20 protein-coding genes are annotated in these 25,680 nt (G+C 42.8%); 14 read left to right on the top strand and 6 right to left on the bottom strand.

The window, feature by feature from the left end; translation table 11 throughout:
• Positions 1 to 61 precede the first annotated feature (61 nt).
• Positions 62 to 2,350 carry a TonB-dependent hemoglobin/transferrin/lactoferrin family receptor gene (locus Xmir_RS13470; RefSeq protein WP_208620431.1) on the bottom strand — a complete coding sequence of 763 codons (2,289 nt, stop codon included), beginning with the start codon at positions 2,348 to 2,350 and terminating at the stop codon, positions 62 to 64.
• A 286-nt stretch (positions 2,351 to 2,636) separates the two neighbouring features.
• Here Xmir_RS13470 and Xmir_RS13465 point away from each other — a divergent pair, with 286 nt between their 5' ends.
• Both Xmir_RS13465 and Xmir_RS13460 read left to right on the top strand, forming a co-directional pair.
• Positions 2,637 to 3,158, top strand: coding sequence for a hypothetical protein (locus Xmir_RS13465; protein ID WP_099114730.1), 522 nt, complete (start codon positions 2,637 to 2,639; stop codon positions 3,156 to 3,158).
• 181 nt (positions 3,159 to 3,339) lie between these two features.
• Positions 3,340 to 3,777 (top strand): GNAT family N-acetyltransferase, encoded by a 438-nt coding sequence (locus Xmir_RS13460; RefSeq protein WP_099114729.1) that lies wholly within the window; start codon positions 3,340 to 3,342, stop codon positions 3,775 to 3,777.
• A 177-nt stretch (positions 3,778 to 3,954) separates the two neighbouring features.
• Here Xmir_RS13460 and betA read toward each other — a convergent pair whose 3' ends face one another.
• Genes betA through betI form a run of 3 tightly spaced genes read right to left on the bottom strand, consistent with a single transcriptional unit; the run spans position 3,955 to position 7,795 of the window.
• Positions 3,955 to 5,631 (bottom strand): choline dehydrogenase, encoded by a 1,677-nt coding sequence (gene betA, locus Xmir_RS13455; RefSeq protein WP_099114728.1) that lies wholly within the window; start codon positions 5,629 to 5,631, stop codon positions 3,955 to 3,957.
• 27 nt (positions 5,632 to 5,658) lie between these two features.
• Positions 5,659 to 7,152, bottom strand: a complete 1,494-nt coding sequence (gene betB, locus Xmir_RS13450) for a betaine-aldehyde dehydrogenase (RefSeq protein WP_099114727.1) — start codon at positions 7,150 to 7,152, stop codon at positions 5,659 to 5,661.
• Positions 7,153 to 7,195: 43 nt separating this feature from the next.
• A complete protein-coding gene (gene betI, locus Xmir_RS13445; RefSeq protein WP_099114726.1) occupies positions 7,196 to 7,795 on the bottom strand; it encodes a transcriptional regulator BetI in 600 nt (199 codons plus the stop codon).
• 209 nt (positions 7,796 to 8,004) lie between these two features.
• Between betI and Xmir_RS13440 the strand changes: the two genes are divergently transcribed.
• Positions 8,005 to 10,047 (top strand): choline transporter, encoded by a 2,043-nt coding sequence (locus tag Xmir_RS13440; protein WP_099114725.1) that lies wholly within the window; start codon positions 8,005 to 8,007, stop codon positions 10,045 to 10,047.
• A 95-nt stretch (positions 10,048 to 10,142) separates the two neighbouring features.
• On the opposite strand, the gene Xmir_RS13435 is transcribed toward Xmir_RS13440, so the two are convergent.
• Positions 10,143 to 11,390, bottom strand: coding sequence for an MFS transporter (locus tag Xmir_RS13435; protein WP_099114724.1), 1,248 nt, complete (start codon positions 11,388 to 11,390; stop codon positions 10,143 to 10,145).
• Between the two features lie 437 nt (positions 11,391 to 11,827).
• Here Xmir_RS13435 and dinB point away from each other — a divergent pair, with 437 nt between their 5' ends.
• Entirely contained in the window at positions 11,828 to 12,883 is a 1,056-nt protein-coding gene (dinB, locus tag Xmir_RS13430) for a DNA polymerase IV (RefSeq protein WP_099114723.1), read from the top strand.
• 109 nt (positions 12,884 to 12,992) lie between these two features.
• Here the strand turns inward: dinB and pepD are convergent, their stop codons facing one another.
• Positions 12,993 to 14,453 carry a beta-Ala-His dipeptidase gene (pepD, locus tag Xmir_RS13425; protein WP_099114722.1) on the bottom strand — a complete coding sequence of 487 codons (1,461 nt, stop codon included), beginning with the start codon at positions 14,451 to 14,453 and terminating at the stop codon, positions 12,993 to 12,995.
• A gap of 277 nt (positions 14,454 to 14,730) precedes the next feature.
• Here pepD and gpt point away from each other — a divergent pair, with 277 nt between their 5' ends.
• The 10 genes from gpt (at position 14,731) to recA (ending at position 25,383) form a co-directional block, all read left to right on the top strand.
• The gene (gpt, locus tag Xmir_RS13415; RefSeq protein WP_099114720.1) at positions 14,731 to 15,192 is read left to right on the top strand and encodes a xanthine phosphoribosyltransferase; all 462 of its coding nucleotides are present in this window, start codon (positions 14,731 to 14,733) and stop codon (positions 15,190 to 15,192) included.
• Positions 15,193 to 15,207: 15 nt separating this feature from the next.
• A complete protein-coding gene (frsA, locus tag Xmir_RS13410) occupies positions 15,208 to 16,446 on the top strand; it encodes an esterase FrsA (RefSeq protein ID WP_099114719.1) in 1,239 nt (412 codons plus the stop codon).
• 71 nt (positions 16,447 to 16,517) lie between these two features.
• On the top strand, positions 16,518 to 16,919 hold the full coding sequence (gene crl / locus Xmir_RS13405) for a sigma factor-binding protein Crl (protein WP_099114718.1): 402 nt from the start codon (positions 16,518 to 16,520) through the stop codon (positions 16,917 to 16,919).
• A 160-nt stretch (positions 16,920 to 17,079) separates the two neighbouring features.
• On the top strand, positions 17,080 to 18,183 hold the full coding sequence (gene proB, locus Xmir_RS13400) for a glutamate 5-kinase (protein ID WP_099114757.1): 1,104 nt from the start codon (positions 17,080 to 17,082) through the stop codon (positions 18,181 to 18,183).
• A 49-nt stretch (positions 18,184 to 18,232) separates the two neighbouring features.
• On the top strand, positions 18,233 to 19,486 hold the full coding sequence (proA, locus tag Xmir_RS13395) for a glutamate-5-semialdehyde dehydrogenase (RefSeq protein ID WP_099114717.1): 1,254 nt from the start codon (positions 18,233 to 18,235) through the stop codon (positions 19,484 to 19,486).
• Positions 19,487 to 19,649: 163 nt separating this feature from the next.
• Positions 19,650 to 20,171: a shikimate kinase AroL gene (gene aroL / locus Xmir_RS13390; RefSeq protein WP_099114716.1), complete on the top strand. Its 522-nt coding sequence runs from the start codon at positions 19,650 to 19,652 to the stop codon at positions 20,169 to 20,171.
• 138 nt (positions 20,172 to 20,309) lie between these two features.
• Positions 20,310 to 22,457: a bifunctional acyl-ACP--phospholipid O-acyltransferase/long-chain-fatty-acid--ACP ligase gene (aas, locus tag Xmir_RS13385; protein ID WP_099114715.1), complete on the top strand. Its 2,148-nt coding sequence runs from the start codon at positions 20,310 to 20,312 to the stop codon at positions 22,455 to 22,457.
• 20 nt (positions 22,458 to 22,477) lie between these two features.
• Complete coding sequence (lplT, locus tag Xmir_RS13380) at positions 22,478 to 23,674, top strand: lysophospholipid transporter LplT (protein ID WP_099114714.1); 1,197 nt, start codon at positions 22,478 to 22,480, stop codon at positions 23,672 to 23,674.
• A gap of 25 nt (positions 23,675 to 23,699) precedes the next feature.
• On the top strand, positions 23,700 to 24,203 hold the full coding sequence (pncC, locus tag Xmir_RS13375; RefSeq protein WP_099114713.1) for a nicotinamide-nucleotide amidase: 504 nt from the start codon (positions 23,700 to 23,702) through the stop codon (positions 24,201 to 24,203).
• Between the two features lie 103 nt (positions 24,204 to 24,306).
• Positions 24,307 to 25,383 carry a recombinase RecA gene (gene recA / locus Xmir_RS13370; protein ID WP_099114712.1) on the top strand — a complete coding sequence of 359 codons (1,077 nt, stop codon included), beginning with the start codon at positions 24,307 to 24,309 and terminating at the stop codon, positions 25,381 to 25,383.
• The last annotated feature ends 297 nt before the right edge of the window (positions 25,384 to 25,680 follow it).

Here is a 25,680-nt window from a genome sequence, read left to right as displayed (position 1 = left end):
CAGAGCCTGTAATTGTTTTTCGTTCATAAATCAACCTTATTTTGATAATAAATTAAACATATCAAGTTAAGGCAAATACACAATTTAATTTACAGGCTCCTAAGTACGGATAGTAATCACGGTTGAACAGGTTATCGATAGTGACCCGAGCTTCAAATCCTTTTACAAAAGAAGGACGCCAGCTTGCAAACAGACCGTGCAGGGCGTAGCCTTTACTTTTAGGTAGTGACCAACTTTCAACCAATGGTTCATCATCTACGGGTGAACGGTCTTGCTTACGGATAAAGTCACCTTTCCATCCCATTGTCATCTGCCATTGTGGGATCTTGAACCCTAACATGGCATGTGCAGAAGTTGGTGGTATTTCGACAATCCAGGTCTCATGTCTTGTCCACGGATCGCGCATAGAAGTATCACGCTGGCCACGCAGAGTAGAGAATGAGAGTTTTCCAAATAGTGTGCGGCTGTCGTAGAAGGTTTCTACCTCCAGCCCTTCAATAGTGTATCCCGGCAGGTTGCGATAGTTCTCCTGTGGTTTTTCACAGTCATAGTACGCGACTAAACCATCGGCCTGGTCTTTACAATAAACTCCACGTTTTTTGAAAATCTCATCCTTACCACGGTTACGGAATAAGGTGGTACGGATTTGCAGGCTATCATCTTCAAACATCACATTATTGAAGTCGAGAATTGCACCGAGGCGCACCCCTGTCATCCTTTCAACATCAAGATTACGGCTTGAGCCTCTAAGACTACCGATCCCTTGTACCTCATATTGTTCATCAACTATTGGTGCACGCCATGTATGGCTGATATCTGCAAATAATGAAAGGTTTTTATTTGCTTGCCACATAATGCCTAAATGGGGTGACCAACCTGTATAGGTTACATTGCTATAGTCATGATTGACTTCTGGTGATTTATCGTTATATGCGGATGCATTATTTTCTCTACCCATATTTTTGACATGATCATAGCGAACACCAGGCGTTATGGTGACGCTGCCTATTTTCAGGGAATCTTGCATATAGAAGCTGTAAGTGAGTTGATCACCAGCAGGCATATAGCCTGGTTGATAATAACCATAGTTGTATTTTTTATTCTTTATTTTGCCTTTATCAAATATCAATACATTACGTTCATTTTTGTGCCAACGGGTTCCCATCAGTAATTCATGTTCAATCATACCTGTTGAGAATACGCTTTTATTGTTGATATCAATCAGATTATCGGTGTAATCAACCCAGCTTTTATTTCCCATTAACGTACTGAAATAAACGGAAGAGTTGTCTGGGCGGCTATCGTTTTGTTTGGTTTTGGAATATGCATAGGTCATTGTCAAGTTTAGCCATGGGTTATTTTCCGGTGCGATATTCCATTTGGCAGTGTAGTTCTGATCGATTTGATCACGAAAGACCAATTTTCTTTTCCAGGCACCATTCCAACCATATTGTTTTACTTCGTCGGCAGAGGGAGCCGTCATCTCACCCCGTTTAGCCGCCCAAGGCTGCCAGCCATCTGATTCAGATCGCATAGCGGACAGACTTACAGTATGTGTGTCACTGGGATAAAAATTGGTTTTCAATAAATAGGATGTTTGCTTGTTTTGCGAATACTCAAAATGGGTGCCATCAGGGAGTTTAATATTATGTCCATCACGCTTGCTCACATAGAGCAATCCATCCGCAAAGCCATTGGGATCTCTGCCGTACAGTGAGCCACTATTGATCCACTGTCGGTCATTTGTGTGGTAGCTCTGTTTAATAAAGCCTCCCCAATCTTCATCAGGGCGCAGCAAATCGTTCGCATCTTTTGTCACAAGTTTGACAGATCCACCAAACCCACCATTGCCGTTGAGTAAATTGTGTGGTCCTTTATCAACCTCTACACGTTTGATTAACTCAGGTTCAATAAAGACGGAACCCTGCTGATATTTTTCGAATCCTTTTGGCGCATCATCCAGTGTGACCTTGACATCTTCTACATCTCCCATCCCCCAGATGTTCAGCGTTTGCCCGCCGGGACGCGGCGAACCTGACATCGAAACACCGGGAAGCTGATCGAGCAATTGGGCAACGTTATCAGCCTGAGTGCGGTCAATATCTTCCTTTTTAAGTGCTGAACTGCCCGCACTGGTGCTGTTGTGTAAACTTCCTACAACGGAAAGCGAAGGTAATTTTACTACCTCACTTTTCTTTTCAGGTTTCTGTTCCGTTGGATTTTCTATCGCGTAAGCAGAGCCGGAGAAGGCAGAACTCAACACAAGTGTTCCTGATACTGTGCCTCTTAAAATGTGTTGGATTACGCTTGTAATTGGGCGTTTTTCTAATTTTTGACTATTATTTGCCATAAATTTCCTGAAATATGATCAAGTAAAATACTTTCATTGTTATAAGTCACCTGAGAAATTAAATCGGGTAAATAAAAATGAGAATTATTTTTGTTAGTGAGTCAAACTGAAGAGTGTATAGTCTTTATTCATTGCAGTTGATTGAAATGATTGTTTATTTCGTTACGCCTTCTCAGATGCTGACTAGTGTTGGCAATGAGATCAAAGTGCTTATGGGATGTTGTGGCACAGAATAGCCAGAACACTCATTGGCGAGGTCATTTCCGTAAGTGCAAGGGGTTAGTCAATGAACAAAAAGATACTTAGTTTTCTTATCTTGGCAGGTATCGTGGCACTGATTGCTGGTTGTGATGATGCTTCTAAAAAGGCAGAAGATGTTGCACAGCAAGCCGAAGATAAAGCAGCACAAATGAAAACCGATACTGAACAGAAATCCACAGATATATTGGACAGTGCAAAAGAAAAATCACAGGGGTTAAAGGAAAAAGCCCTGAGTGAGAGTCATAGTATGGTTGATAAATCCAAGGAACTACAAAACCAGGCTACTCATTCTGTCAATGATATCACTGAGCAAATGAAGTCTAAGGCAGCAGATGTCCAGAATCAGGCGGCCAAGACAGCAAACGATATGATAGATAAAATGAAATCGAAAACTGAGGATATACAACATCAGGCCACCGACAAGATTAATCAGCTTTCAGATGGAATGAAATCGAAAACGGAAGAAATAAAATCTGAAACCGATAAAAAAACGGATGACTTAATCAATAATCCTAAAGATAAAAGTGGTAAAAAAGAAGAAAAATAATTTATCGGTTGAATAATCTGTTAAAGTGAAATAAGTAATATCAGCAGGGTGATCTGTAAATGATCACCCTTATTTTTTTACATGATTTCAGATAAATAATTTTTATTCCTTTCTGGCTTGACTTAATTATCTGTTTAAAAGTAGCTTATAGAAATCTGAAAAACAGACTCAGGATATAATAATGAAAATAAAACACAGCATAGGAAGACAGAATTCAGTGTTGATAGAACAAGCCTTTTCTATTCGCAAACAGGTATTTACGGATGAACAGGGATTTGACGCCGAAATTGATATTGACGAATATGATGATATTGCCTTACATGTGGTGATATTTGATGATGAAAAGCCAATAGGTGTATTACGGGCGATCCCGCAAGATGATAACATGCTTAAAGTTGGGCGGGTTGCGGTATTGAAAGATTACCGTGGACAGGGAATTGGTCGTGATGTTATGAAGTTTATTGAGGATTATGGGCGAAAAAATAAAGTGACAACTATTGGGTTATCGTCACAATGTCATGCTCAGCCATTTTATGAAAGCCTTGGTTATCAGGCTCAGGGGGAAATTTATTTGGAGGAAGGTGCAGAGCATATTTTCATGACATTAGATTTGACATAATTATTTTTCCTGATGAGTCCCGAAAGAGTTAATATCGGAAAGCGATAGTTATTTCTATTGGGAGTATTAATACGGGAAAAATGAGTTTGTAAACAAAGCCATATAAACCTGTTGTATCATTCTCTCAATTTCCCGTATTAGAGTTTTATTCTATATCGCGAAAAATAAATTTATTAGCTATTTTTTTATTGACTGGCGAACCGGGGCACCATTAGCAACATAATATTTCACCTGACTACGTGGCAGGGCAGAGATCCCACGAATGTTATCGGCAATTTTTTCTGCCATCATAATCGTTGTGGCATTCAAATTACCCGTTATGATTTCCGGCATAATGGAAGCATCGATAACACGCAAATTTTCAACGCCATGCACACGTCCCTGACCATCCACGACCGCCATTTCATCTGTTCCCATTTTGCAACTGCATGATGGGTGAAATGCTGTTTCGGCATGTTCGCGAATAAAGGCATCCAGTTGTTCATCTGTCTGGATTGCAGCGCCGGGGCTGATTTCACGTCCACAATACGAAGCCAATGCGGGCTGCGCCATAATTTCCCGTGTAATGCGGATAGCATCGCGAAATTCCTGCCAATCTTGCTCTGTTGACATATAGTTGAACAAAATGCTGGGATGTTGATGCGGGTCTCGTGACTTAATTTTCACTCTCCCACGACTTGGGGAACGCATGGAACCCACGTGAGCCTGAAAGCCATGTTGGTTGACAGCATTGCTGCCGTTGTAATTAATGGCAACGGGTAGGAAGTGAAACTGAATATTTGGCCAGGCAAATTTCTCATTAGTACGAATAAATCCGCCAGCTTCAAATTGATTGCTGGCACCAATGCCGGTTCCTTTGAATAGCCATTCAGCACCAATTTGAGGTTGGTTATACCATTTCAATGCGGGATAAAGAGAGACAGGCTTGAGGCATTCATACTGCAAATACATCTCAAGATGATCTTGTAGATTTTGCCCGACGCCCGGCAATATTTGCACCGCAGGAATGCCGAACTCGTTCAATACGTCTTCAGGGCCAATGCCTGATCGTTGCAAAATTTGTGGGGAAGCAATCGCACCGGCACAGAGTAGCACCTCTTTACGTGCCTTTGCCTGTGTTAACGCCGAGCCGTTGCCTGGGTAAAAATTGACGCCAACAGCCGTTTTTCCTGCCAATTCGAGGGTATCAGTCAACGCATGGGTAATGATAGTGAGGTTGGCACGTGATCGCGCTTGATCCAGATAACCACGGGCTGTGCTGGCACGACGTCCATTAGGGGTAACGGTACGATCCATTGGTCCAAAACCTTCTTGCTGATAACCATTCAGATCGTCAGTACGTGGATATCCGGCTTGGATGCCGGCTTCAACCATAGCGTGAAAGAGTTCGTTGTTTCCCGGCTTGGGGGTCGTGACACTGACGGGGCCATCACTGCCGTGATAGTCATTTTCACCAATATCCCGTGATTCAGCTTTGCGAAAGTAGGGCAGGCAATCAAGATAAGTCCAGTCTTCCAGGCCTGACTGTGTTGCCCAGTTATCAAAATCCATCGCATTGCCACGAATGTAACACATGCCATTGATGAGTGAAGATCCACCAAGTCCTTTTCCACGCCCACACTCCATGCGCCGATTGTTCATATGGGGTTCAGGATCGGTTTCATATGCCCAGTTATAACGGGTTCCCTGCAAGGGATATGCCAGCGCTGCCGGCATTTGGGTTCGGAAGTCGAATCGGTAATCTGGCCCTCCTGCCTCCAGCAGCAGGACAGTGACATTGGGATCTTCCGTCAAGCGAGTTGCAAGCACGTTACCCGCTGAACCAGCGCCGATAATAATGTAATCAAATACCATTGTTATCTCCTCTGTCTCAGTCATGGATTAAAATAGGGATTCAAAATTGCCCAGTTCCACCTGTATTGATTTGATTTGTGTGTAATGTTGCAGTGTGACCAACCCATTTTCGCGGCCAACACCAGAATGTTTATAACCGCCAACAGGCATAGCCGCAGGAGACTCTCCCCATGTATTGATCCAGCAGATCCCGGCTTCCAGTTGGTGGATCACGCGGTGCGCACGGGAAAGATCTTTCGTTACTAATCCCGCCCCCAGCCCGTATTTTGTGTTATTGGCTCGCGCAATGACTTCATCTTCCGTCTCATAAGTCAGGATGCACATCACGGGGCCAAAGATTTCTTCCTGTGTAACCAGCATGTCATCAGTACAATCACTGAATACCGTTGGTGCAACAAATGCACCTTTCGCTAAATCACCTTCCAGCAGGCGGTTGCCACCACAGAGCAAGCGGGCATTGGAATTTTTGCCACTGTCGATATAGCGCAAAACAGATTCCATGTGTGGGAAACTCACCAGAGGGCCAAAGTTGGTGTTGAGTTCGAGAGGTGAACCAATGCGAATACGTCCAACCCGCTCCAGAATTTTAGCTTCAAATTGAGGAAGCAGGGTCTTGGGAACAAAAACGCGTGTCCCATTGGTGCAGACTTGGCCTGAGCTGAAAAAGTTTGCCATCATGGCAATATCAGCAGCACGATCCAGATCGGCATCATCAAAGATAATGAGCGGAGACTTACCGCCCAGCTCCATCGTGACTTCTTTTAATGTTGTCCCTGAAGCATCCGCCATGACTTTTTTGCCAGTGGCAATACCTCCCGTAAAAGATATTTTGGCGATTTTCGGGTGAATAGCCAAATAATGCCCCACTTCATGACCCGCACCAGTCAGGACGTTGAATACACCATCAGGCAAACCTGCTTCGGTATAGATTTCAGCTAATTTCAGGGCGGTGAGGGAAGTGACTTCGCTGGGTTTGAAAATCATGGCATTGCCGGCAGCCAGTGCCGGTGCTGATTTCCAGAGCGCAATTTGAATGGGATAGTTCCATGCGCCGATACCTGCGACGACGCCCAGTGGTTCACGGCGCGTATACACGAAAGAAGATTCACGCAGTGGAATTTGCTGGCCTTCAAGGGCAGGGATCAAGCCTGCATAATATTCCAGAACATCAGCCCCCGTGACAATATCAACCTGTTGGGTTTCAGAAAGGGGTTTTCCTGTGTCCAGTGTTTCCAGTTCAGCCAGTTCATCATTGCGTTCACGTAATATATTCACTGCCTTGTGTAAGATCCGTGAACGCTCTACGGCCGTCATGGCCGCCCAAATTTTCTGCCCCTTATGGGCACTTTCGACAGCCAGATCAACATCCTGCTCAGTTGCAGATTGAAATTGAGCAATAACCTCACCATTAGCTGGGTTGATTGCATCAAAAGTTGCGTTGCCGGAAGTGGTTTTACTGGAGTTGGTACTATCAACATAAGCACCGTGGATATAAAGTTTCTGTGAGCCGAAATGGGTCATAGATTCTCCTTAAGAGCGGTTGTAAACCAGAACTCAGGTCCTATCAGACACATCTATTTTTGCCTGATATAGTCTGCTCGATGTAATTGATGGTGATTTTTAACGCCTCATCCAAGTTAAAAGGCTTGCTGCTTAATGCACTTCGCAGCCAAATGCCGTCAATCAATGCAGCAAGCCCTTGTGCTGCGAGCTGTGCTTCTGTTTTTGGCAGAGTGCGTTTGAATTCGACGCAGATATTGGAATACAAACGGCGTTCATTGATTTGTTGTAACCGATAAAGCTTGGGTTGGTGCATACTGCTTGCCCAAAATGCCAACCAGGTTTTCATTGCAGCGCCGTTGATTTGGCTGGGATCAAAATTCCCTTCGACAATCGCTTTTAGCCTTTGAGTGGGCGTTGCGTTGTCCAGCAGGCGTAATCGACGTGCTACAGCCATTCTCAGTTGATGCAATAAGTAACGCATGGTGGCTTCCAGTAACCCGTTTTTGTCCTTGAAGTAGTGGCTGATAATACCGTTGGAAACACCTGCTTTTCGGGCTATTTGCGCAATACTCGCTTCCTGCATACCCACTTCATTGACGACGATTAATGTTGCATCAATGAGTTGTTGTTTTCTTATCGACTGCATTCCAATTTTTGGCATGATTTTATGCTCAGAAAATCAATCATTCGGCGGTTATTAAACTTTTTTTTAATTGAATGTTCAATCAAAATTAAATATGTTTTATTACAATATTTTCACAATCTGCAATTAAAATTATTCAGTATGGTTTAAATTTTGTTTTTAATTCAATTCGTTATATCAATTATTCTTTTTTGTTTCTCTACTCCAAATAATTTCAGGAACTGCCTATGAACATACAAGACAGTCCAAAAAACATTCAGAAGGATACGCTGAACTCTGTCGTTTTTTTCACCTCTGCCGGACTGATTATTATTTTTTCGCTATTCACGATTTTTTTTACAGATGCAACCAGTGCCTGGATAAAAAATACTCTGGGTTGGGTCTCTAAAACTTTCGGTTGGTACTACTTACTCGCTGCTACGCTTTACATTGTGTTTGTTATTTTTGTTGCTGCCTCCCGTTTTGGCTCCATTAAATTAGGGCCGGAGCAATCCAAGCCAGAGTTCAGTTTACTCAGTTGGGCTGCAATGCTGTTTGCTGCTGGAATAGGCATTGATTTGATGTTTTTCTCGGTGGCTGAACCTGTGACGCAATATATGCGGCCCCCAACGGGTCAGGGGGAAACGATTGAAGCCGCTCGTCAGGCTATGGTGTGGACATTGTTTCACTATGGCCTGACGGGCTGGTCTATGTATGCTTTGATGGGAATTGCATTAGGGTATTTTAGTTATCGTTATAACCTCCCTCTGACCATTCGTTCGGCGCTTTATCCCATCTTCGGTAACCGAATAAAAGGCGCAATCGGTCATGCTGTGGATATTGCAGCAGTGATAGGGACAATTTTCGGGATTGCAACCACGCTGGGAATTGGGGTGGTACAACTGAATTATGGCCTGAAAGTACTTTTTGGATTACCTCAGGGCTTGGGAGTACAGGGAGGCTTGATTCTGTTATCTGTGGTGATGGCAATTGTTTCTGTGACTTCTGGTGTAAACAAGGGGATTAGATTTTTATCTGAGTTGAATGTGCTATTGGCTCTTGGATTGGTTCTGTTTGTCTTGTTTGTGGGGGATACTGAATTCTTGCTTAACGGGTTGGTACAGAATGTCGGGGATTATATCAGTCGTTTCATGGGCATGACGCTGAATAGCTTTGCCTTTGAGCGCCCGAATGAATGGATGAATAGCTGGACGCTATTTTTCTGGGCATGGTGGGTAGCTTGGTCGCCGTTTGTTGGCCTGTTTTTGGCCCGTATTTCCCGTGGCAGAACTATTCGTCAGTTTGTCATGGGAACATTAGTCATTCCATTTGTTTTTACACTGTTATGGTTATCGGTTTTTGGTAACAGTGTGTTGTATGAAATCCTTCATGGTAATCGCCAATTGGCTGAAACAGTGCTGCAATACCCAGAACAAGGTTTTTATGGTTTGTTGGCACTTTATCCGGCCTTCACATTCAGCGCATCTGTAGCCACGATTACGGGATTGTTGTTTTATGTGACATCCGCAGATTCTGGATCGTTAGTTTTGGGAAATTTCACATCTAATCTGAGTGATATCAATAATGATGCCCCTAATTGGCTGCGAATTTTCTGGTCTGTGGCAATTGGAGTATTAACATTAGGTATTCTAATGACCGATGGTATCTCTGCTTTGCAGAATACAACGGTCATCATGGGGCTGCCTTTTAGTTTTGTGATCTTCTTTGTTATGGCGGGATTGTATAAATCTTTGCGTGTAGAAGATTTCCGTAAAGCCAGTTCATTGCAAAATACCTCACCGACTCTTGTGCATGATAATGGGTCATTGAATTGGAAGCAGCGCTTAAGCCGTATGATGCATTTTCCTGGTACGAAAAATACTCAGCGGATGCTGGATATGGTATGTCGTCCCGCTATGTTGGAAGTGGCGAAAGAGTTAGTTGTGCGTGGCGCGAAAGTTCAGTTCCATGCCTTGCCTTCACAAGAGGACAAGCGATTAAATCCACTGGAGTTGGTTGTTGATTTGGGTGATGAGCAAAATTTTATCTATCAGATTTGGCCGCAGCGTTATTCCGTACCCGGATTTACCTATCGAGCTAGATCTGGCAAGTCTTACTATTACCGTTTGGAAACGTTTTTGATGGAAGGGACTCAAGGTAATGATTTGATGGATTACACAAAAGAACAAATTATTGGCGATATTCTTGACCACTATGAAAAGCATTTGAACTTTATTCATCTTAATCGTGAAGCCCCGGGGCAGACATTGATTTTTCCGAGCGGAGGATAAGATTAAATGATGAAAAACGCCTGCACTGTACGAATTGCAGGCGTTCTTTTGTCTATCTGAGATAATGAATCGTTTACAATTAATGATTAATTTTTTTATCCATTTTCTGAATGGTAAGCTTTAGGATAAATTTTACCATAATAGCTATCCAACTCAGACTCTGACTTTTTTGATATTTCAATATATTTTGGTGAAAACAGAACCAAAAACGACACTAATCCCATTAAAGCAGAAAAGACGAGTAATAAAATTCTTATATCATAGCTTTCTACAATATATGTAGCGGATATCATTCCCAACGGTATTGATACAATGCAGATAGCAAGAAATTTGGATTCCATTGTATTACGATGAGTTTCTGGTGTTGCAAGGCATCGAATTGAAGTAGTATTGATGTTATAAATGACCACCCCTATTCCACTAATTAACATATAAATACATAGTCCAGTTAATGATGTTGCTGTAGAGATCCCGGCTATGCACACAGAGATTGTGAACGCAGCAATAAAGGCACCATGAGCCTTACAGAATAACTTATTCATATATTTAATAATAATGACACTTCCAATCATCATGCCTAATCCAAATGTGGCTTCGGCAATTCCTACTTGTAAAGCGCTCAGTTTAAATTCGTTTATAATAATAAGTGGAGTGATATAGGTGACTAATGGAACTATGGTGAAATTAAAAAAGGAGGAAACAATGACTAAACTTGCCTCTGTCGGGTTTTTAGTAATGATTCTAATGCTTCCTATCTTACTTTTATGATTTTTTAATGGTTTTTCGGTTTGTTTACTCTTGATAAAGTAAAACCCAATAATGGATGAAATGGCCATTGATGAAATAAAAATTAAAGCGCCATCAATGCTTAAATAGTGGATTACGATCCCAGATATGGCGGGGCCAAGAATAATATTAACGGAATTAACAATCCCCCGATATTTAAATGCAGATTCTAGTTTATTTTTATCACTGATTTCTGGGAGGATACTTGTACCAATCGGTTGAATGAGTATGGCTGAGATAGAAGCGAAAATATAAATAATACCTAAAGGAAGGTATAGGTTTTTATCTATAAAATTAGAAAGAATAAAAAGCAAAGCCGTTGGGATGATACAACATAATATTATATTTTTTTTGTTGAATCTGTCGCCAAGATCACTCATAAAAACCAGAAATAAGACCTGTAATAACCATGACGAAAAGATAAACCACCCAAGCTGAAAGTCGAGATTCAGCACTTCAATCATCCACCATGAAAATAGCATACCAAATGCCCTTGTGGAGGATGTAAATAAAATATCAGATATCTGATATAGAAAAAACGACATATTATTTTTCATTACTACCCTTATTATTTTTAATAAAGTATATCTAATTGATCAACTTAGCTAATGTTACATATGAAATTCATTCATGTCACTATTGTACTAAAACTAATTGATATATTGAGTTGGTATTTTGTGATTTTGGTAGAATATTATGTTTAAATTAAATAAATTATAGGGTTTTTATATCGTCCGATTTAGGGGCTGATTATCCCAATATTTTTTGCTGTTATCCATCTTTTTCATTGCTATCCAACCGGCTTATTTAATGTTTTGGTTTTAATTCAACCACTCATGAAGCTTTGCAGTGGCTGCAAGTATCAATCAAAAAAATTGATGAATTACGTTTACATTCAAGGAGATGAGCCTGTTGAAATTTCGCTAAAAAATTAGCTAGAGTTTCATAGTTCATTTATGTATATTTATACAGTGTTTTGGCGTGGAGAGATCAGATGCGCAAAATTATTCATATTGATATGGACTGCTTTTTTGCTGCCATTGAAATGAGGGATAATCCATCACTTCGCAATATTCCTATTGCAGTGGGGGGAAGTGCTGATCGAAGAGGTGTAATCAGTACGGCGAATTATCACGCCCGTCGTTTTGGGGTTCATAGTGCGATGCCCACTGCTATGGCGTTAAAACTCTGCCCTCAATTGAAAGTCATTCCCGGTCGAATGGCGATTTATAAAGAAGTCTCTCAACATATCCGCCAAATTTTTTCCCGTTACACCGAGTTGATTGAACCCCTCTCTTTGGATGAGGCTTATCTGGATGTAACAGACTGCCATTATTGCCATGGTTCCGCTACCTTAATTGCCCAAGAAATTCGTCAGGTCATTTTTGATGAGTTGCAATTAGCTGCCTCTGCCGGTGTTGCGCCTGTCCGGTTTTTAGCCAAAATAGCGTCTGATATCAATAAACCGAATGGTCAATATGTTATTTCTCCTGAACAGGTAGAAACTTTTGTTAAGTCGTTGCCATTACGCAAAATTCCCGGTGTCGGAAAAGTTACAGCCAAGCGTCTGTCAGACATGGGGTTGGAAACCTGCTCTGATGTCCAACACTACGATAAGCTGGCGTTAATAAAAAGCTTGGGTAAATTTGGCTTATCACTTTGGGAACGCTGCCACGGTATTGACGAGCGGCAGATTACACCAGAGCGTTTGCGTAAGTCTGTCGGGGTGGAAAAAACGTTGGCGCAGGATATTCATGAATGGCACGAGTGTGTGGAGTTGATTGAAAAACTTTATCCTGAGTTGGAAAAGCGGTTAGAAAAAGTAAAACCGGATCTGCGCATTGCTCGTCAGGGGATCAAATTAAAGTTTGATGATTTTCAATTGACGACACAGGAGCATACTCATCCGTTATTGGATAAATCTGATTTGATTCAGGTTGCACAGCAAGCCTGGGAAACACGTAGAGAAGGGAGAGGGGTTAGGTTAGTTGGGTTGCATGTCACCCTGCAAAATCCACAATTAGAACGTCAGCTTTTATTAGCGTGGTAAAGATATTAGAGTGGTAAAGATGCAGCCAATAGGCAAACGGCTGAATCTCCCCTACGACAAATAGCAGGGGAGAGACGATAGAGTTTTTGGTTACTTTTTCTTGTCCTTCTTACTCTTTAACCGGAATAGATTTCAGTATCGCGGTGAGTAACTGCCAATATTGACCAACGCTCTTAATGTGAACTTTTTCATCAGGAGAATGAGCGCCACGAATGGTTGGGCCGATGGAAACCATGTCCATGTCAGGATATGGCTTTTTGAACAGGCCACATTCCAGACCAGCGTGGATCACCATGATATTTGGTGTCTTGTCGAAAAGTTGCTGGTAAGTTTCGCGAACTAAATACATCACCGGGGAATTGGCATCAGGCTGCCAACCCGGATAACTGCCACTGGCTACTGTTTTCGCACCAGACAGTTTTGCCAGAGAATGTAGCATCTCAACAACATAAGATTTGCCAGTTTCGATCAGTGAACGAATCAGGCAAATAATTTCGACTTTTTCTTCATCCATTGTCACAACGCCGACGTTCAGCGAAGTTTCTACAACACCTTCGGCGACATCACTCATACGGATAACACCGTTAGGCATGGTATTGAGCATGGAGAGGAAACGAATCTGGCAATCTTCCGTAAGCGCCTGCGATGATGTTTCGATTTCATTCAGTAAGAGAGTAAGGCTAGCTTCAACAACCTCATATTCGTTTTTCAGTGTTTCCAGATAGCTATCTTTCAGTTGATGCAGTTTTTCAAGTTTATCGGCTGGAACTGCAATGACACTGGAACCTTCACGAGGAATGGCATTGCGCAGGGTTCCCCCTTGCAGGTGAATTAATTTCAAGTCTAATTCATCTGCATGTACCGCCAGAAAGCGAGCCAATAATTTGTTGGCGTTGCAAAGCCCCAGATGGATATCACCACCAGAGTGACCCCCTTTCAATCCCTTAATAGTGAGTTCCAGAGTCTTGTAGCCAGATGGCAGAGCTTCACGGGACAATGGCAAGGTTGTGACAAAATCAATGCCCCCGGCACAACCCATGTAAATTTCGCCTTCTTCTTCTGAATCGGTATTGATCAGAATATCAGCCTGTAACCAGCCGGATTTCAGGCCAAATGCGCCGTCCATGCCTGCTTCTTCAGTCATGGTCAATAGAACTTCCAATGGGCCGTGTTTGACGGATTCATCCGCTAACACTGCCAGAGCGGAAGCCATGCCGATACCGTTATCAGAGCCCAGAGTTGTACCATCGGCTGTCACCCAATCACCATCAATATAAGGACGGATAGGATCTTTTGTGAAATCGTGTTGGGTATCATTGTTTTTCTGTGGAACCATATCAAGGTGCGCCTGAAGTACGACGGCCTTGCGATTTTCCATCCCTTTTGAAGCAGGTTTTCTGATCAAAATATTGCCGACTTCATCACGCTCAACATGAAAATCTTTGCTTTTTGCCCATTCAATGATATGGGATGCCAGTGCTTCTTCATGATAGGACGGGTGCGGAATGGAACAAATTTGGGCAAAAATATCCCATAGTGGCTGAGGTGATAAGGTTGATAATGCGGACACGGCGAATCTCCTGTAACTACATTTTGGTGAGAAAATATATCTTGGTGAGAAAATGGTAATGTTTGATACATTGGGGTGCTTTTGTCGTCTTGCGTTATCCCAATGCCCATGCCATGCTTGAGAATACCATTTTATTATCGGCAATGCGCAGTCAGAATGAGGCCTTACCTTGTTTTTACTGGTTTTTGTCTGCTCAAATCACTATAATCTCGCGCAACCTTTTTTCCGCAAAAAAACGCTTTTCTGAAATATTCTTTAGTTTCCAGGATCAAATTTTATGAGTGAAAAATATGTTGTAACGTGGGATATGTTGCAAATACATGCCCGTCAATTGGCACAACGTTTACTTCCCGTCGAACAGTGGAAAGGTATTATTGCTGTCAGCCGCGGTGGTCTTGTACCGGGAGCATTACTGGCACGTGAATTGGGAATTCGTCATGTCGATACTGTCTGTATTTCCAGCTATGATCACGATAATCAGCGCGAGTTGCATGTATTGAAAAAAGCGGAAGGAGACGGTGAAGGTTTTATCGTTGTTGATGATTTGGTTGATAGCGGAGGAACTGCAAAGGCCATTCGCGCGATGTATCCGAAAGCCCATTTTGTAACGATTTTTGCAAAACCTGCCGGTCGTCCTCTTGTGGATAATTATGTTATTGATATTCCCCAAAACACATGGATTGAGCAGCCATGGGATATGGGAGTCATGTTCGTTCCACCTATTTGTGATAAGCAGTAAGATTTTTCTTTTGTCATGACTAAACAAAACCTTTCAGAGTCGCTGTTTAAGCCCCGGTTTAAGCATCCAGAAACCTCTACACTGGTAAAATACACTCGCCCACAGTCTATAAATGCCAGTGATAGCACGCTTGGCGAGGAGCGTTGGTATCGAATGATTAATTGGCTTGCCTGGATCTGGAGGGGGATAAATCCGCTTGAAATTCAAGATGTGCTAAGCCGGATTGCCGTAACAGATGCCGAGCGCAGTACTGACCATTTATTGGATACTGTCATCGGCTATCGTAAAGGAAATTGGGCATTTGAGTGGTCGCAGCAGGCGATGCACTGGCAACAGGAAGCATTGCATGCTGAAGAGGCCGAGAAAGCAGGGACATGTTGGTTAAAAGCTGCAATGCTCTACAGTATTGCTGCTTATCCTCATTTGCGTGGTGATGAATTGGCCGATCAAGCCAGTGTGTTGGCTAATAAAGCCTATGAAAATGCTGCGCGCTTTTCTGATTATGAGTTGAAAAAACTGGAATTTCATTTGGAGGAAGGCAAAAATGTTACTGGACTATTGCATCTTCCTTCCCATGTTCAGGGACCTTGTCCAACGATCTTAGTCTGTGCCAGCCTTGATAATATACAGAGCGATTGTTGGCGTTTATTCCGCGAACATTTTGCGCCTCTCGGTTTTGCCATGTTGACGGTGGATATGCCTTCTGTTGGTTATTCAGCCAAATTTACATTGACACAGGATACCTGCACGCTTCATCAACAAATTCTGCAACAACTGAATACCATACCGTGGATTGATCATACCTGTATCGGTGTGTTTGGTTTTCGTTTTGGTGCAAATATTGCTGTTCGTCTGGCTTATCTGGAACCAAAGCTTATTAAAGGGGTTGCGGTGGTAGGCCCGATTGTTCATGAATTACTGCATGATAAGAAATTACAGCAGAAAATTCCGTCAATGTATATTGATGTGTTGGCTAGCCGATTGGGCATTTACCACGTTGATGAAGAGAGACTGCGTTCAGAGCTGAGTTGTTATTCCTTGAAAAATCAAGGATTGCTGGGCCGACGCTGTATTGTTCCAATGTTTTCAGTGTATTGGGAAGACGATATTTTCAGCCCAAGAAAAGACTCAAAATTGATTGCCATGTCATCAATGGATGGCTCATTACGGGCTATTCCTGCTACATCAGTTTATAGTGGTTTCAATAAGGCATTACACGAAATAAGTGTATGGTTGAAAGATAAAGTTGTATAAAACGAAATTTATTACTTGATATTTTTTAATCATTTGATACAAAGGTGTTCTGTATATAAGGAGACCTTTGTATGACTTTGCCCGCAAGTTATTCTAAAAATAAGTTGTTAAAGAGTTTTTCTGCATTAGGGCCGTATGTACGTGAATTAAAATGCCAAAACGGTTATTTTTTCTTTGACTGTCTGGCGGTTTGTGTCAGTGCAAAAGCGGCGCCAGAAAAACGCGAATTCTGGGGATGGTGGTTGGAATTAGAGGCACAGGAGCAAGGTTTTATTTATAACTATCAGATAGGCTTATTTGATAAAAATGGTGAATGGCGTGCCATGAGTATCAAAAAAAAGGCTGATCTGGAGCATCTTGAGTCGACCTTGCAGACGTTTCATCAACGTCTGGCCGATTCTTTTGAAACGCTCAATCTTACGTTAATCCCATCCGATAATACGATCACTCTTCAGACGCAAATGATAGCATGAGTCTGTTTTAAGCCCGCTTTTTTTAAATTTTGCGTTATGTCAGTTGGCATAACGCTTCTCTCCTGTTAAAACTAAATATTGTTTTTTTAAACGCGTGGTTTTCTTAAGCATATTGCTTTTTCAAATTGTTTTTTCAAATAACTGTAATGGCAGAAATATGATAAATGGCAGCCAAACATTGGTTGTGAAACTGGGGACGAGTGTATTGACTGGTGGCTCTCGTCGTTTGAATCGTGCTCACATTGTGGAGCTGGTTCGCCAATGTGCTCAACAGCATGAAAAAGGCCACCGCATTATTATTGTGACTTCCGGCGCGATTGCGGCCGGACGTGAGCATTTAGGATATCCTGATCTTCCCGCTACAATCGCGTCAAAACAGTTGCTGGCAGCAGTCGGGCAAAGCCGTCTGATTCAATTATGGGAGCAGCTTTTCTCGATTTATGGTATCCATGTCGGGCAAATGTTGCTAACCCGTGCGGACTTGGAAGATCGTGAACGCTTCTTGAATGCAAGAGATACACTTCAGGCATTGCTTGATAACCACATTGTTCCCATTATTAATGAAAATGATGCCGTTGCGACAGCGGAAATTAAAGTGGGTGACAATGATAACCTTTCTGCGTTAGCGGCTATTTTGGGCAGTGCAGATAAATTATTGCTCCTGACAGATATCGAAGGACTTTATACTGCGGATCCTCGCAACAATCCTGATGCAGAATTGATCTCTGAAGTACATGACATCAGCGATGAATTGAAAATGATGGCCGGAGACAGTGTTTCAGGTTTGGGCACGGGAGGAATGGCGACAAAACTTCAGGCTGCTGGTGTTGCCGGGCGTGCAGGAATTGATGTCATCATCGCGGCTGGCAATAAACCAGACGTTATTGCCGATGTCATTCAAGGAAAACCAGTAGGTACACGTTTTCATGGTCAAGCCAGCCCGATGGAAAATCGTAAACGCTGGATCTTTGGCGCACCTCCTGCCGGAGAAATCATTGTCGATCATGGTGCAGAAGCCGCCATCCTTGAAAAAGGCAGTTCATTGTTACCAAAAGGGATCAAAAACGTTAAAGGTGATTTTTCCCGTGGTGAAGTTATTCGCATTCTTAGCTTATCCGGCAAAGATTTGGCTCATGGTGTTTGCCGCTACAACAGTGACGCCTTACGTTTGATTGCAGGTCATCATTCACAGCAAATCAGCCAGATACTGGGATATGAATATGGTGCTGTTGCGGTTCACCGTGACGATTTGATCGTAAGTTAATTGATCATAATTGATAGATCTTAATTGATCGTGAGTAAAGGATTCCACCATGCTAGAGCAGATGGGAAAAGCAGCCAAAGCAGCATCATGGCGATTGGCTCAGTTAAGTACCAGCCAGAAAAATCAGGCATTGAATCACATTGCTGATTTATTGGAGACTGAAAGTGAGGTTATTCTTGCGGCCAACCAGCAAGACATGGACCAAGCCCGTGAACAGGGTATGAATGACGCGTTGCTCGATAGGTTATTGCTGACATCTGAGCGCTTGAACGCTATAGCTAATGATGTGCGTCAGGTCTGTCGTTTGGCCGATCCGGTTGGGCAAGTGATGGATGGGCAATTATTGGATAATGGATTGCAATTGAGCCGTCGCCGTGTTCCTCTGGGAGTCATTGGCGTAATTTATGAAGCCCGTCCGAACGTCACTATTGATGTCGCATCATTGTGTCTGAAAACCGGCAATGCGGTAATATTGCGCGGTGGTAAAGAAACTCATCATACTAATCAGGCCATGGTTAAAGTGATTCAGCAGGCACTGGAACAAAGCGGGCTACCTGCGGCTGCGGTTCAGGCTATCAGTAAACCGGATCGTGAGTTGGTGGCTGAATTGCTGAAAATGGATCGCTATGTTGATATGTTGATCCCTCGCGGTGGCGCTGGATTGCATAAACTGTGTCGTGAACAATCCACTATTCCGGTGATTACCGGAGGAATTGGTGTTTGTCACACATTTGTAGATGAAAACATCAATATCGAAAAAGCATTGGAAGTTATCACTAATGCGAAAGTGCAACGTCCAAGCGCCTGTAATTCATTAGAAACCTTGTTGGTGCATGAGAAAATTGCGGCTGATTTCCTGCCAATCTTAAGTGTAAAAATGAAAGAGCAGGGAGTGACATTACATGCCAGTGAATCCGCAATGGCATTGCTGAAAAACGGCCCTGCAACAGTTGTCGAAGTGATAGAGGAAGATTACTGTGATGAATGGCTGTCACTGGATATGAATGTGGAGATTGTCAGCGATATTGATCAAGCAATTGACCATATCCGCACTTATGGTACGGCTCATTCTGACGCGATCTTGACTGAGTCGTTGCAACAGGCTGACTATTTTGTACATCGGGTAGATTCAGCCGCTGTATATGTAAATGCAAGTACCCGTTTTACTGATGGTGGTCAATTTGGTTTAGGGGCTGAAGTGGCTGTCAGTACGCAAAAATTACACTCCAGAGGCCCAATGGGACTTGATGCACTGACAACATATAAATGGATTGGTTATGGCGATTATTTACCTCGCCGCTAATAGGGTTCTGTTTTAGTTAAAACTCATTGGATTATGCAGTCACACTTAGGATTAAGTGTGACTTTTTGTTCAATAAAAAATACTTTTTACACTAGTGTAAATATTTAGTTACTATACTCCATGTTTAGACTTAATTTCACATATCCTTCAGGAAAACAGCAAAATGAACCAAACTCTATTCATCGTAGGTGCACGAGGTGCAGGGAAGACGACAATAGGTAAGTTGTTAGCTGAAGCATTGTCGTATAAATTTGTTGACACTGATGAGAGTGTCCAGAGCTCCAGTCAAATGAGTATTGCTGATCTTGTTGAACAAAATGGTTGGGAATATTTCAGAAAACTGGAAGGCCAGATACTGAAAACGGTGAGTCAACGTGAACATGTCATTTCCACGGGTGGGGGAATGGTTCTGGCACCAGAAAATCGCCTTTATATGCAGCAGAATGGCACGGTGATTTATTTGCAGACGTCCGCAGAAGTGTTAGCCAGGCGGTTATCACTCAATCCAGAAAACTCACAGCGCCCCAGCCTGACAGGAAAATCCATCACAGAAGAAATAGAAGCGGTATTAGTTGAAAGGGAGCCACTATATCATGAGTGTGCAGACTTAATTGTTGATGCCAGCCTTACAACAGAAGATATTGTCTTTAGTGTTAAATCTTACATTTTGAACCAGAAAAAATAAAATTATCTGATATATCGAGGTCTTTTAGGTTTATTTCTCATATGGCGGGTAAATCCTGTATATCAGATTGCTTATACAAATTATAGTATCATTCTACTTACTCACTTTAATTTTATTTAATTATATTGAGATATGGATATGCTCTTAAATTTTATACGGTTACTTATTCGTGTGTTTTTTCGTGTCACAGTAGAAGGCGATGATAAGCAGTTTAAACATCCAAAATGTATTATTACACCCAATCACGTTTCATTTCTGGATGGTCTTTTAATTGGGTTGTTCTTGCCAGTAAAACCAGTATTCGCTATCTATTCTAATATTGCGACCCGTGGTTTTCTCAAATTCATCAAATCTTATGCGGATGTTGTACCTCTGGATCCAACCAACCCGATGGCTGTCAGGACATTGGTTAAAGAAGTGGAGAAAGGGCGTCCGATTGTGATTTTCCCGGAAGGAAGGATCACTGTGACCGGCTCCCTTATGAAAATCTATGATGGTGCCGCGTTTATTGCAGCTAAATCAGGCGCAAAGGTGGTTCCGATTCGTATTGATGGCGCGGAACAAACCATTTTTGGGCGATTGAAAGGAATAATGAAACTGCATTGGTTCCCGAAAATCACCCTTAAAATTTTACCTGCCGTTGATCTGCCGATGCCGGATGCACCTAACTCTACAACACGCCGCCGTTTAGCTGGGGAACATCTTCATGCCATCATGATGGATGTGAGAATGCAGACACGTCCAAAAGAAACGTTGTTTAGTGCTTACCTGGCTGCACAAAAACGCTTTGGTCGTTTTAAACCTTGTATTGAGGATGTGAATCTCAAGGAAGACAGTTATCACTCATTATTGAAAAAAATATTAGGTGTCAGCCGGATTTTAGAACGCTTTACAAAAGAAGGTGAACGGGTTGGCTTGCTACTGCCGAATGCAACTGTGATGGCGGCTGCCGTTTATGGTGCTTCGTTGAAAGGGCGGATACCTGCTCTGTTGAACTATACGGCAGGCAGCAGCGGCATTAAAAATGCCATGCAGGCAGCAACCATTAAAACCATTGTAACCTCTCGTCAATTTCTGGAAAAAGGGCAATTGACCCACTTACCAGAACAGGTGACAGAAGCGAATTGGGTATATCTTGAGGATTTAAAAGACAGCATCACTCGGGATGATAAGCTATGGATACTGTGGCATCTGATTTTCCCTTCCAAGGCCATCATGACTTCGCAAAAGCCGGAAGATGATGCTTTGATCCTGTTTACGTCAGGTTCAGAAGGCGCGCCAAAGGGGGTTGTTCATAGCCACACCAGCTTACTGGCTAACGTTGAGCAGATAAAAACAATTGCTGATTTTACCCCACAAGACCGTTTTATGTCCTGCTTACCACTGTTTCATGCCTTTGGTCTGACAGTCGGTTTACTTACTCCGTTAATGACAGGCAGCCGGGTATTCCTTTATCCAAGCCCACTGCATTACCGTGTTGTGCCTGAGTTGATCTATGATCGCAACTGCACCGTGTTGTTCGGAACTTCGACTTTTTTGGGTCATTACGCCCGCTTTGCACATCCTTATGATTTTGCCCGGTTGCGCTATGTGGTAGCTGGCGCAGAAAAATTGTCAGAAAATACTAAACGTGTTTGGCAGGATAAATTCGGTATTCGTATTTTGGAAGGTTATGGTGTGACAGAGTGTGCACCTGTTGTTGCGATCAACGTACCAATGGCAGCAAAAATGGGAAGCGTCGGTCGGATTTTACCGGGAATGGAGGCACGTTTACTGCCTGTACAGGGTATAGAAGACGGAGGGCGCCTACAGTTACGAGGGCCGAATGTCATGAAAGGTTATTTGCGTGTCGAAGCACCTGAGCGTTTGGAGCCACCATCGGCAGAAGATGCGGTAGGAAATAACCAAATCGGTTGGTATGACACTGGAGATATCGTTTCGATTGACGAAGAAGGTTTCTGTACGATTAAAGGGCGTGTGAAACGCTTTGCTAAATTGGCGGGAGAAATGGTTTCTCTTGAAGCGGTAGAGCAAATCGCATCAAGGGCTTCCATTGATGCACTACATGCAGCAACCGCCAAGAGTGATCAAAGTAAAGGTGAAGCGCTAGTCCTGTTCACAACAGATACCAATTTGAATAGAAATACAATGCTGGGAATAGCCCGCGAAATGGGAATGCCTGAGTTGGCGGTTCCACGAGACATTCGTTATATCAAGCAACTTCCTTTGCTTGGTAGTGGCAAGCCAGATTTTGTCACATTAAGAAAAATGGCCGAACAGGAGTAAGGTAACATGGGAGTAAGGAAATGAATGGTACTGTGGAAACACAACCACTGTTAAATCAGGGTATGAAAGCAGTATTATTATCGCAATTTCTCTCTGCTTTTGCTGACAATGCGCTATTCTTTGCCATCCTGGCTCAATTAAAGGCTGAGGCTTACCCAGAATGGAGTCTGCCTGCCCTGCAAATTGTCTTCGTACTGACCTATATTGTACTTGCCCCCTTTGTGGGGCAAATTGCTGATCGGTTTTCAAAAGGGCGCGTCATGCTCTTTTCCAATAGCGTTAAATTGCTTGGAGCCATCAGTATCTGCATCGATATGAATCCGTTTCTGGGATATACCTTAGTGGGAATTGGTGCGGCTGCTTATTCTCCTGCTAAGTATGGGATCTTGGGGGAATTGACGAATGGCGGACGTTTGGTAAAAGCCAATGGGATGATGGAAGCATCGACCATTGCTGCTATTTTGATTGGCTCAGTTGCTGGCGGATTCCTTTCTGACGCTAGTCTGATATGGGCATTAGGGCTTTGTGCATCGTTGTATGCTGCCGCAGTTGTGGCGAATTTTTATATTCCCCGTTTGGGGGCCGCCCGCCAAGGAAAAGGCTGGAATCCCAAAAAAATGCTGGTGGATTTTATCTCGGTTTGTGCTTCACTTTGGCGTAATCAGGACACGAGATTTTCATTGGTTGGCACCAGTTTATTTTGGGGGGCAGGTGTCACACTGAGATTCCTGTTGGTTGCTTGGGTTCCCGTTGTTCTGGGAATAGAGGGAAATACCACACCTACATTGATGAATGCTGTAGTCGCTATTGGTATCATTGTTGGTGCTGGTCTGGCGGCACGGTTTATTACATTGAAAACTGTGCGCCGTTGTATGCCAGCAGGCATCCTGATTGGCATTATGGTTATTCTTTTTGTCACTCAGCAATCAATAGGGTTTTCCTACCTGATCTTGATAGCCCTCGGCATATTTGGTGGACTATTTGTTGTTCCATTAAACGCATTGTTGCAAGAGCATGGAAAACATTCGATGGGAGCAGGTAAAGCCGTTGCTGTACAAAACCTTGGTGAAAACAGTGCCATGCTGGTTATGCTGGGGCTATATTTGATTTCCATTAGCTTTGGTGCCTCAGCCGTTGCGGTTGGCATTGGTTTTGGGAGCTTGCTCTCCTTGGCAATAGGGGGACTATGGATTTGGGATCTGTTTCGGAAAAATTAATTTCTTATAGCATTGAAGGCCTGTTATGGATGAAAAAATCCTGTATCAGCTTAGTATTGAACTGGGAAAGAGATTAACACAGAGAAAATTATCCGTGACCTGTGCAGAATCCTGCACAGGGGGCTGGATTGCCAAAGTGATCACAGATATTGCGGGAAGTTCAGCCTATTTTAATCGCGGTTTCGTGACATACGGTAATAATGCTAAACATGAAATGCTGGGTGTTTCACTGGCATCACTCGAACAGTTTGGTGCAGTCAGCGAACGGGTCGTAAAAGAAATGGCCGAAGGGGCACTAAAAGCCGCTAAAGCGGATTTTGCTGTTTCTGTCAGTGGTATTGCCGGGCCAGATGGCGGCAGTGAAGAAAAACCACCCGGCACAGTTTGGTTTGGCTTTGCTTTTCATGTAAATGGCAGCATACAGACTGTAGTACATCACCAACATTTTGTGGGTGATCGCAATGTAGTGCGTCTACAGGCTGTTATTTTTTCTTTAACAACATTGTTGGAAGAAATCGTAAAAAATTAGCTTGATGCTGTATGATTATACAGTATAATCATATGGCACTTTGGTATCAGAAACAGTTTATCAGCAGTGGGGCAGCCCCTTCATTGCTTGCGAAGGAGTAAACATGGCTAACGATGAAAACAAACAAAAAGCACTAGCAGCAGCGCTGGGTCAAATTGAGAAACAATTTGGTAAAGGTTCCATCATGCGTTTGGGTGAAAACCGTTCAATGGATGTTGAAACCATTTCTACAGGCTCTTTGTCACTGGATATTGCATTGGGTGCGGGTGGTTTGCCAATGGGCCGTATCGTTGAAATATACGGGCCTGAATCTTCCGGTAAAACAACGCTGACATTGCAAGTAATTGCTGCAGCCCAACGCGAAGGCAGAACTTGTGCTTTTATTGATGCCGAACATGCCCTTGATCCAGTTTATGCCAAAAAACTGGGTGTAGATATTGATAACCTGTTGTGTTCTCAGCCTGATACAGGTGAACAAGCACTGGAAATTTGTGATGCTTTATCACGTTCTGGCGCTGTTGATGTCATTATCGTTGACTCCGTTGCTGCATTGACACCAAAAGCAGAAATTGAAGGTGAAATTGGTGATTCCCATATGGGGTTGGCAGCACGTATGATGAGTCAGGCCATGCGTAAGCTGGCGGGTAATTTGAAAAACTCAAATACCCTGCTGATCTTCATCAACCAGATCCGTATGAAAATTGGTGTGATGTTTGGTAACCCAGAAACCACGACTGGCGGTAATGCACTGAAATTCTACGCATCCGTTCGTTTGGATATTCGTCGTACCGGTTCTGTGAAAAATGGTGATGAGGTTGTTGGCAGCGAAACTCGTGTAAAAGTAGTCAAGAACAAAGTTGCAGCGCCATTTAAGCAAGCTGAATTCCAAATTCTTTATGGTGAAGGTATTAACACACTCGGTGAATTAATCGATTTGGGTGTTAAACACAAAATGGTGGAAAAAGCAGGTGCGTGGTATAGCTATAATGGCGACAAAATTGGGCAAGGTAAAGCCAATGCCACTATTTATCTGAAAGAGCATCCAGAAACTGCGGCTGAATTAGATAAGAAACTGCGCGAACTGTTGCTGAATAATACTGGAGACTTTAGTAGCGCGGCTTCCGATTATGTAACAGATTATGAAGATAACGGTGAAGAAGTAAATAACGAAGAGTTCTAATTACTCTTTATTCTGCCGTAATGCACAGAAATAATCTGGCTTTTTCAAAACCACATCCATCTAGGGTGTGGTTTTTTTATAGGAAGTGAACATCCTTGAAACAGGTGTATCGAAACTGGCCTAACGAACGGACTTTCAGAAAATGCCCAGACGAATTACAATGCTGAAAAGCGAATGGATTTATATGGGATTTTACTTCTAATGGAAGACATTCTATCTTAACCCCACTTTAATTTATTCGTGAGTGGAAATGGTAATGTGATATACCATCTCAACCATTCATAAATCTGTTTTTTC

It is taken from the genome of Xenorhabdus miraniensis (genome assembly GCF_002632615.1).
This window is presented reverse-complemented; position numbering and strand designations above follow the sequence as displayed.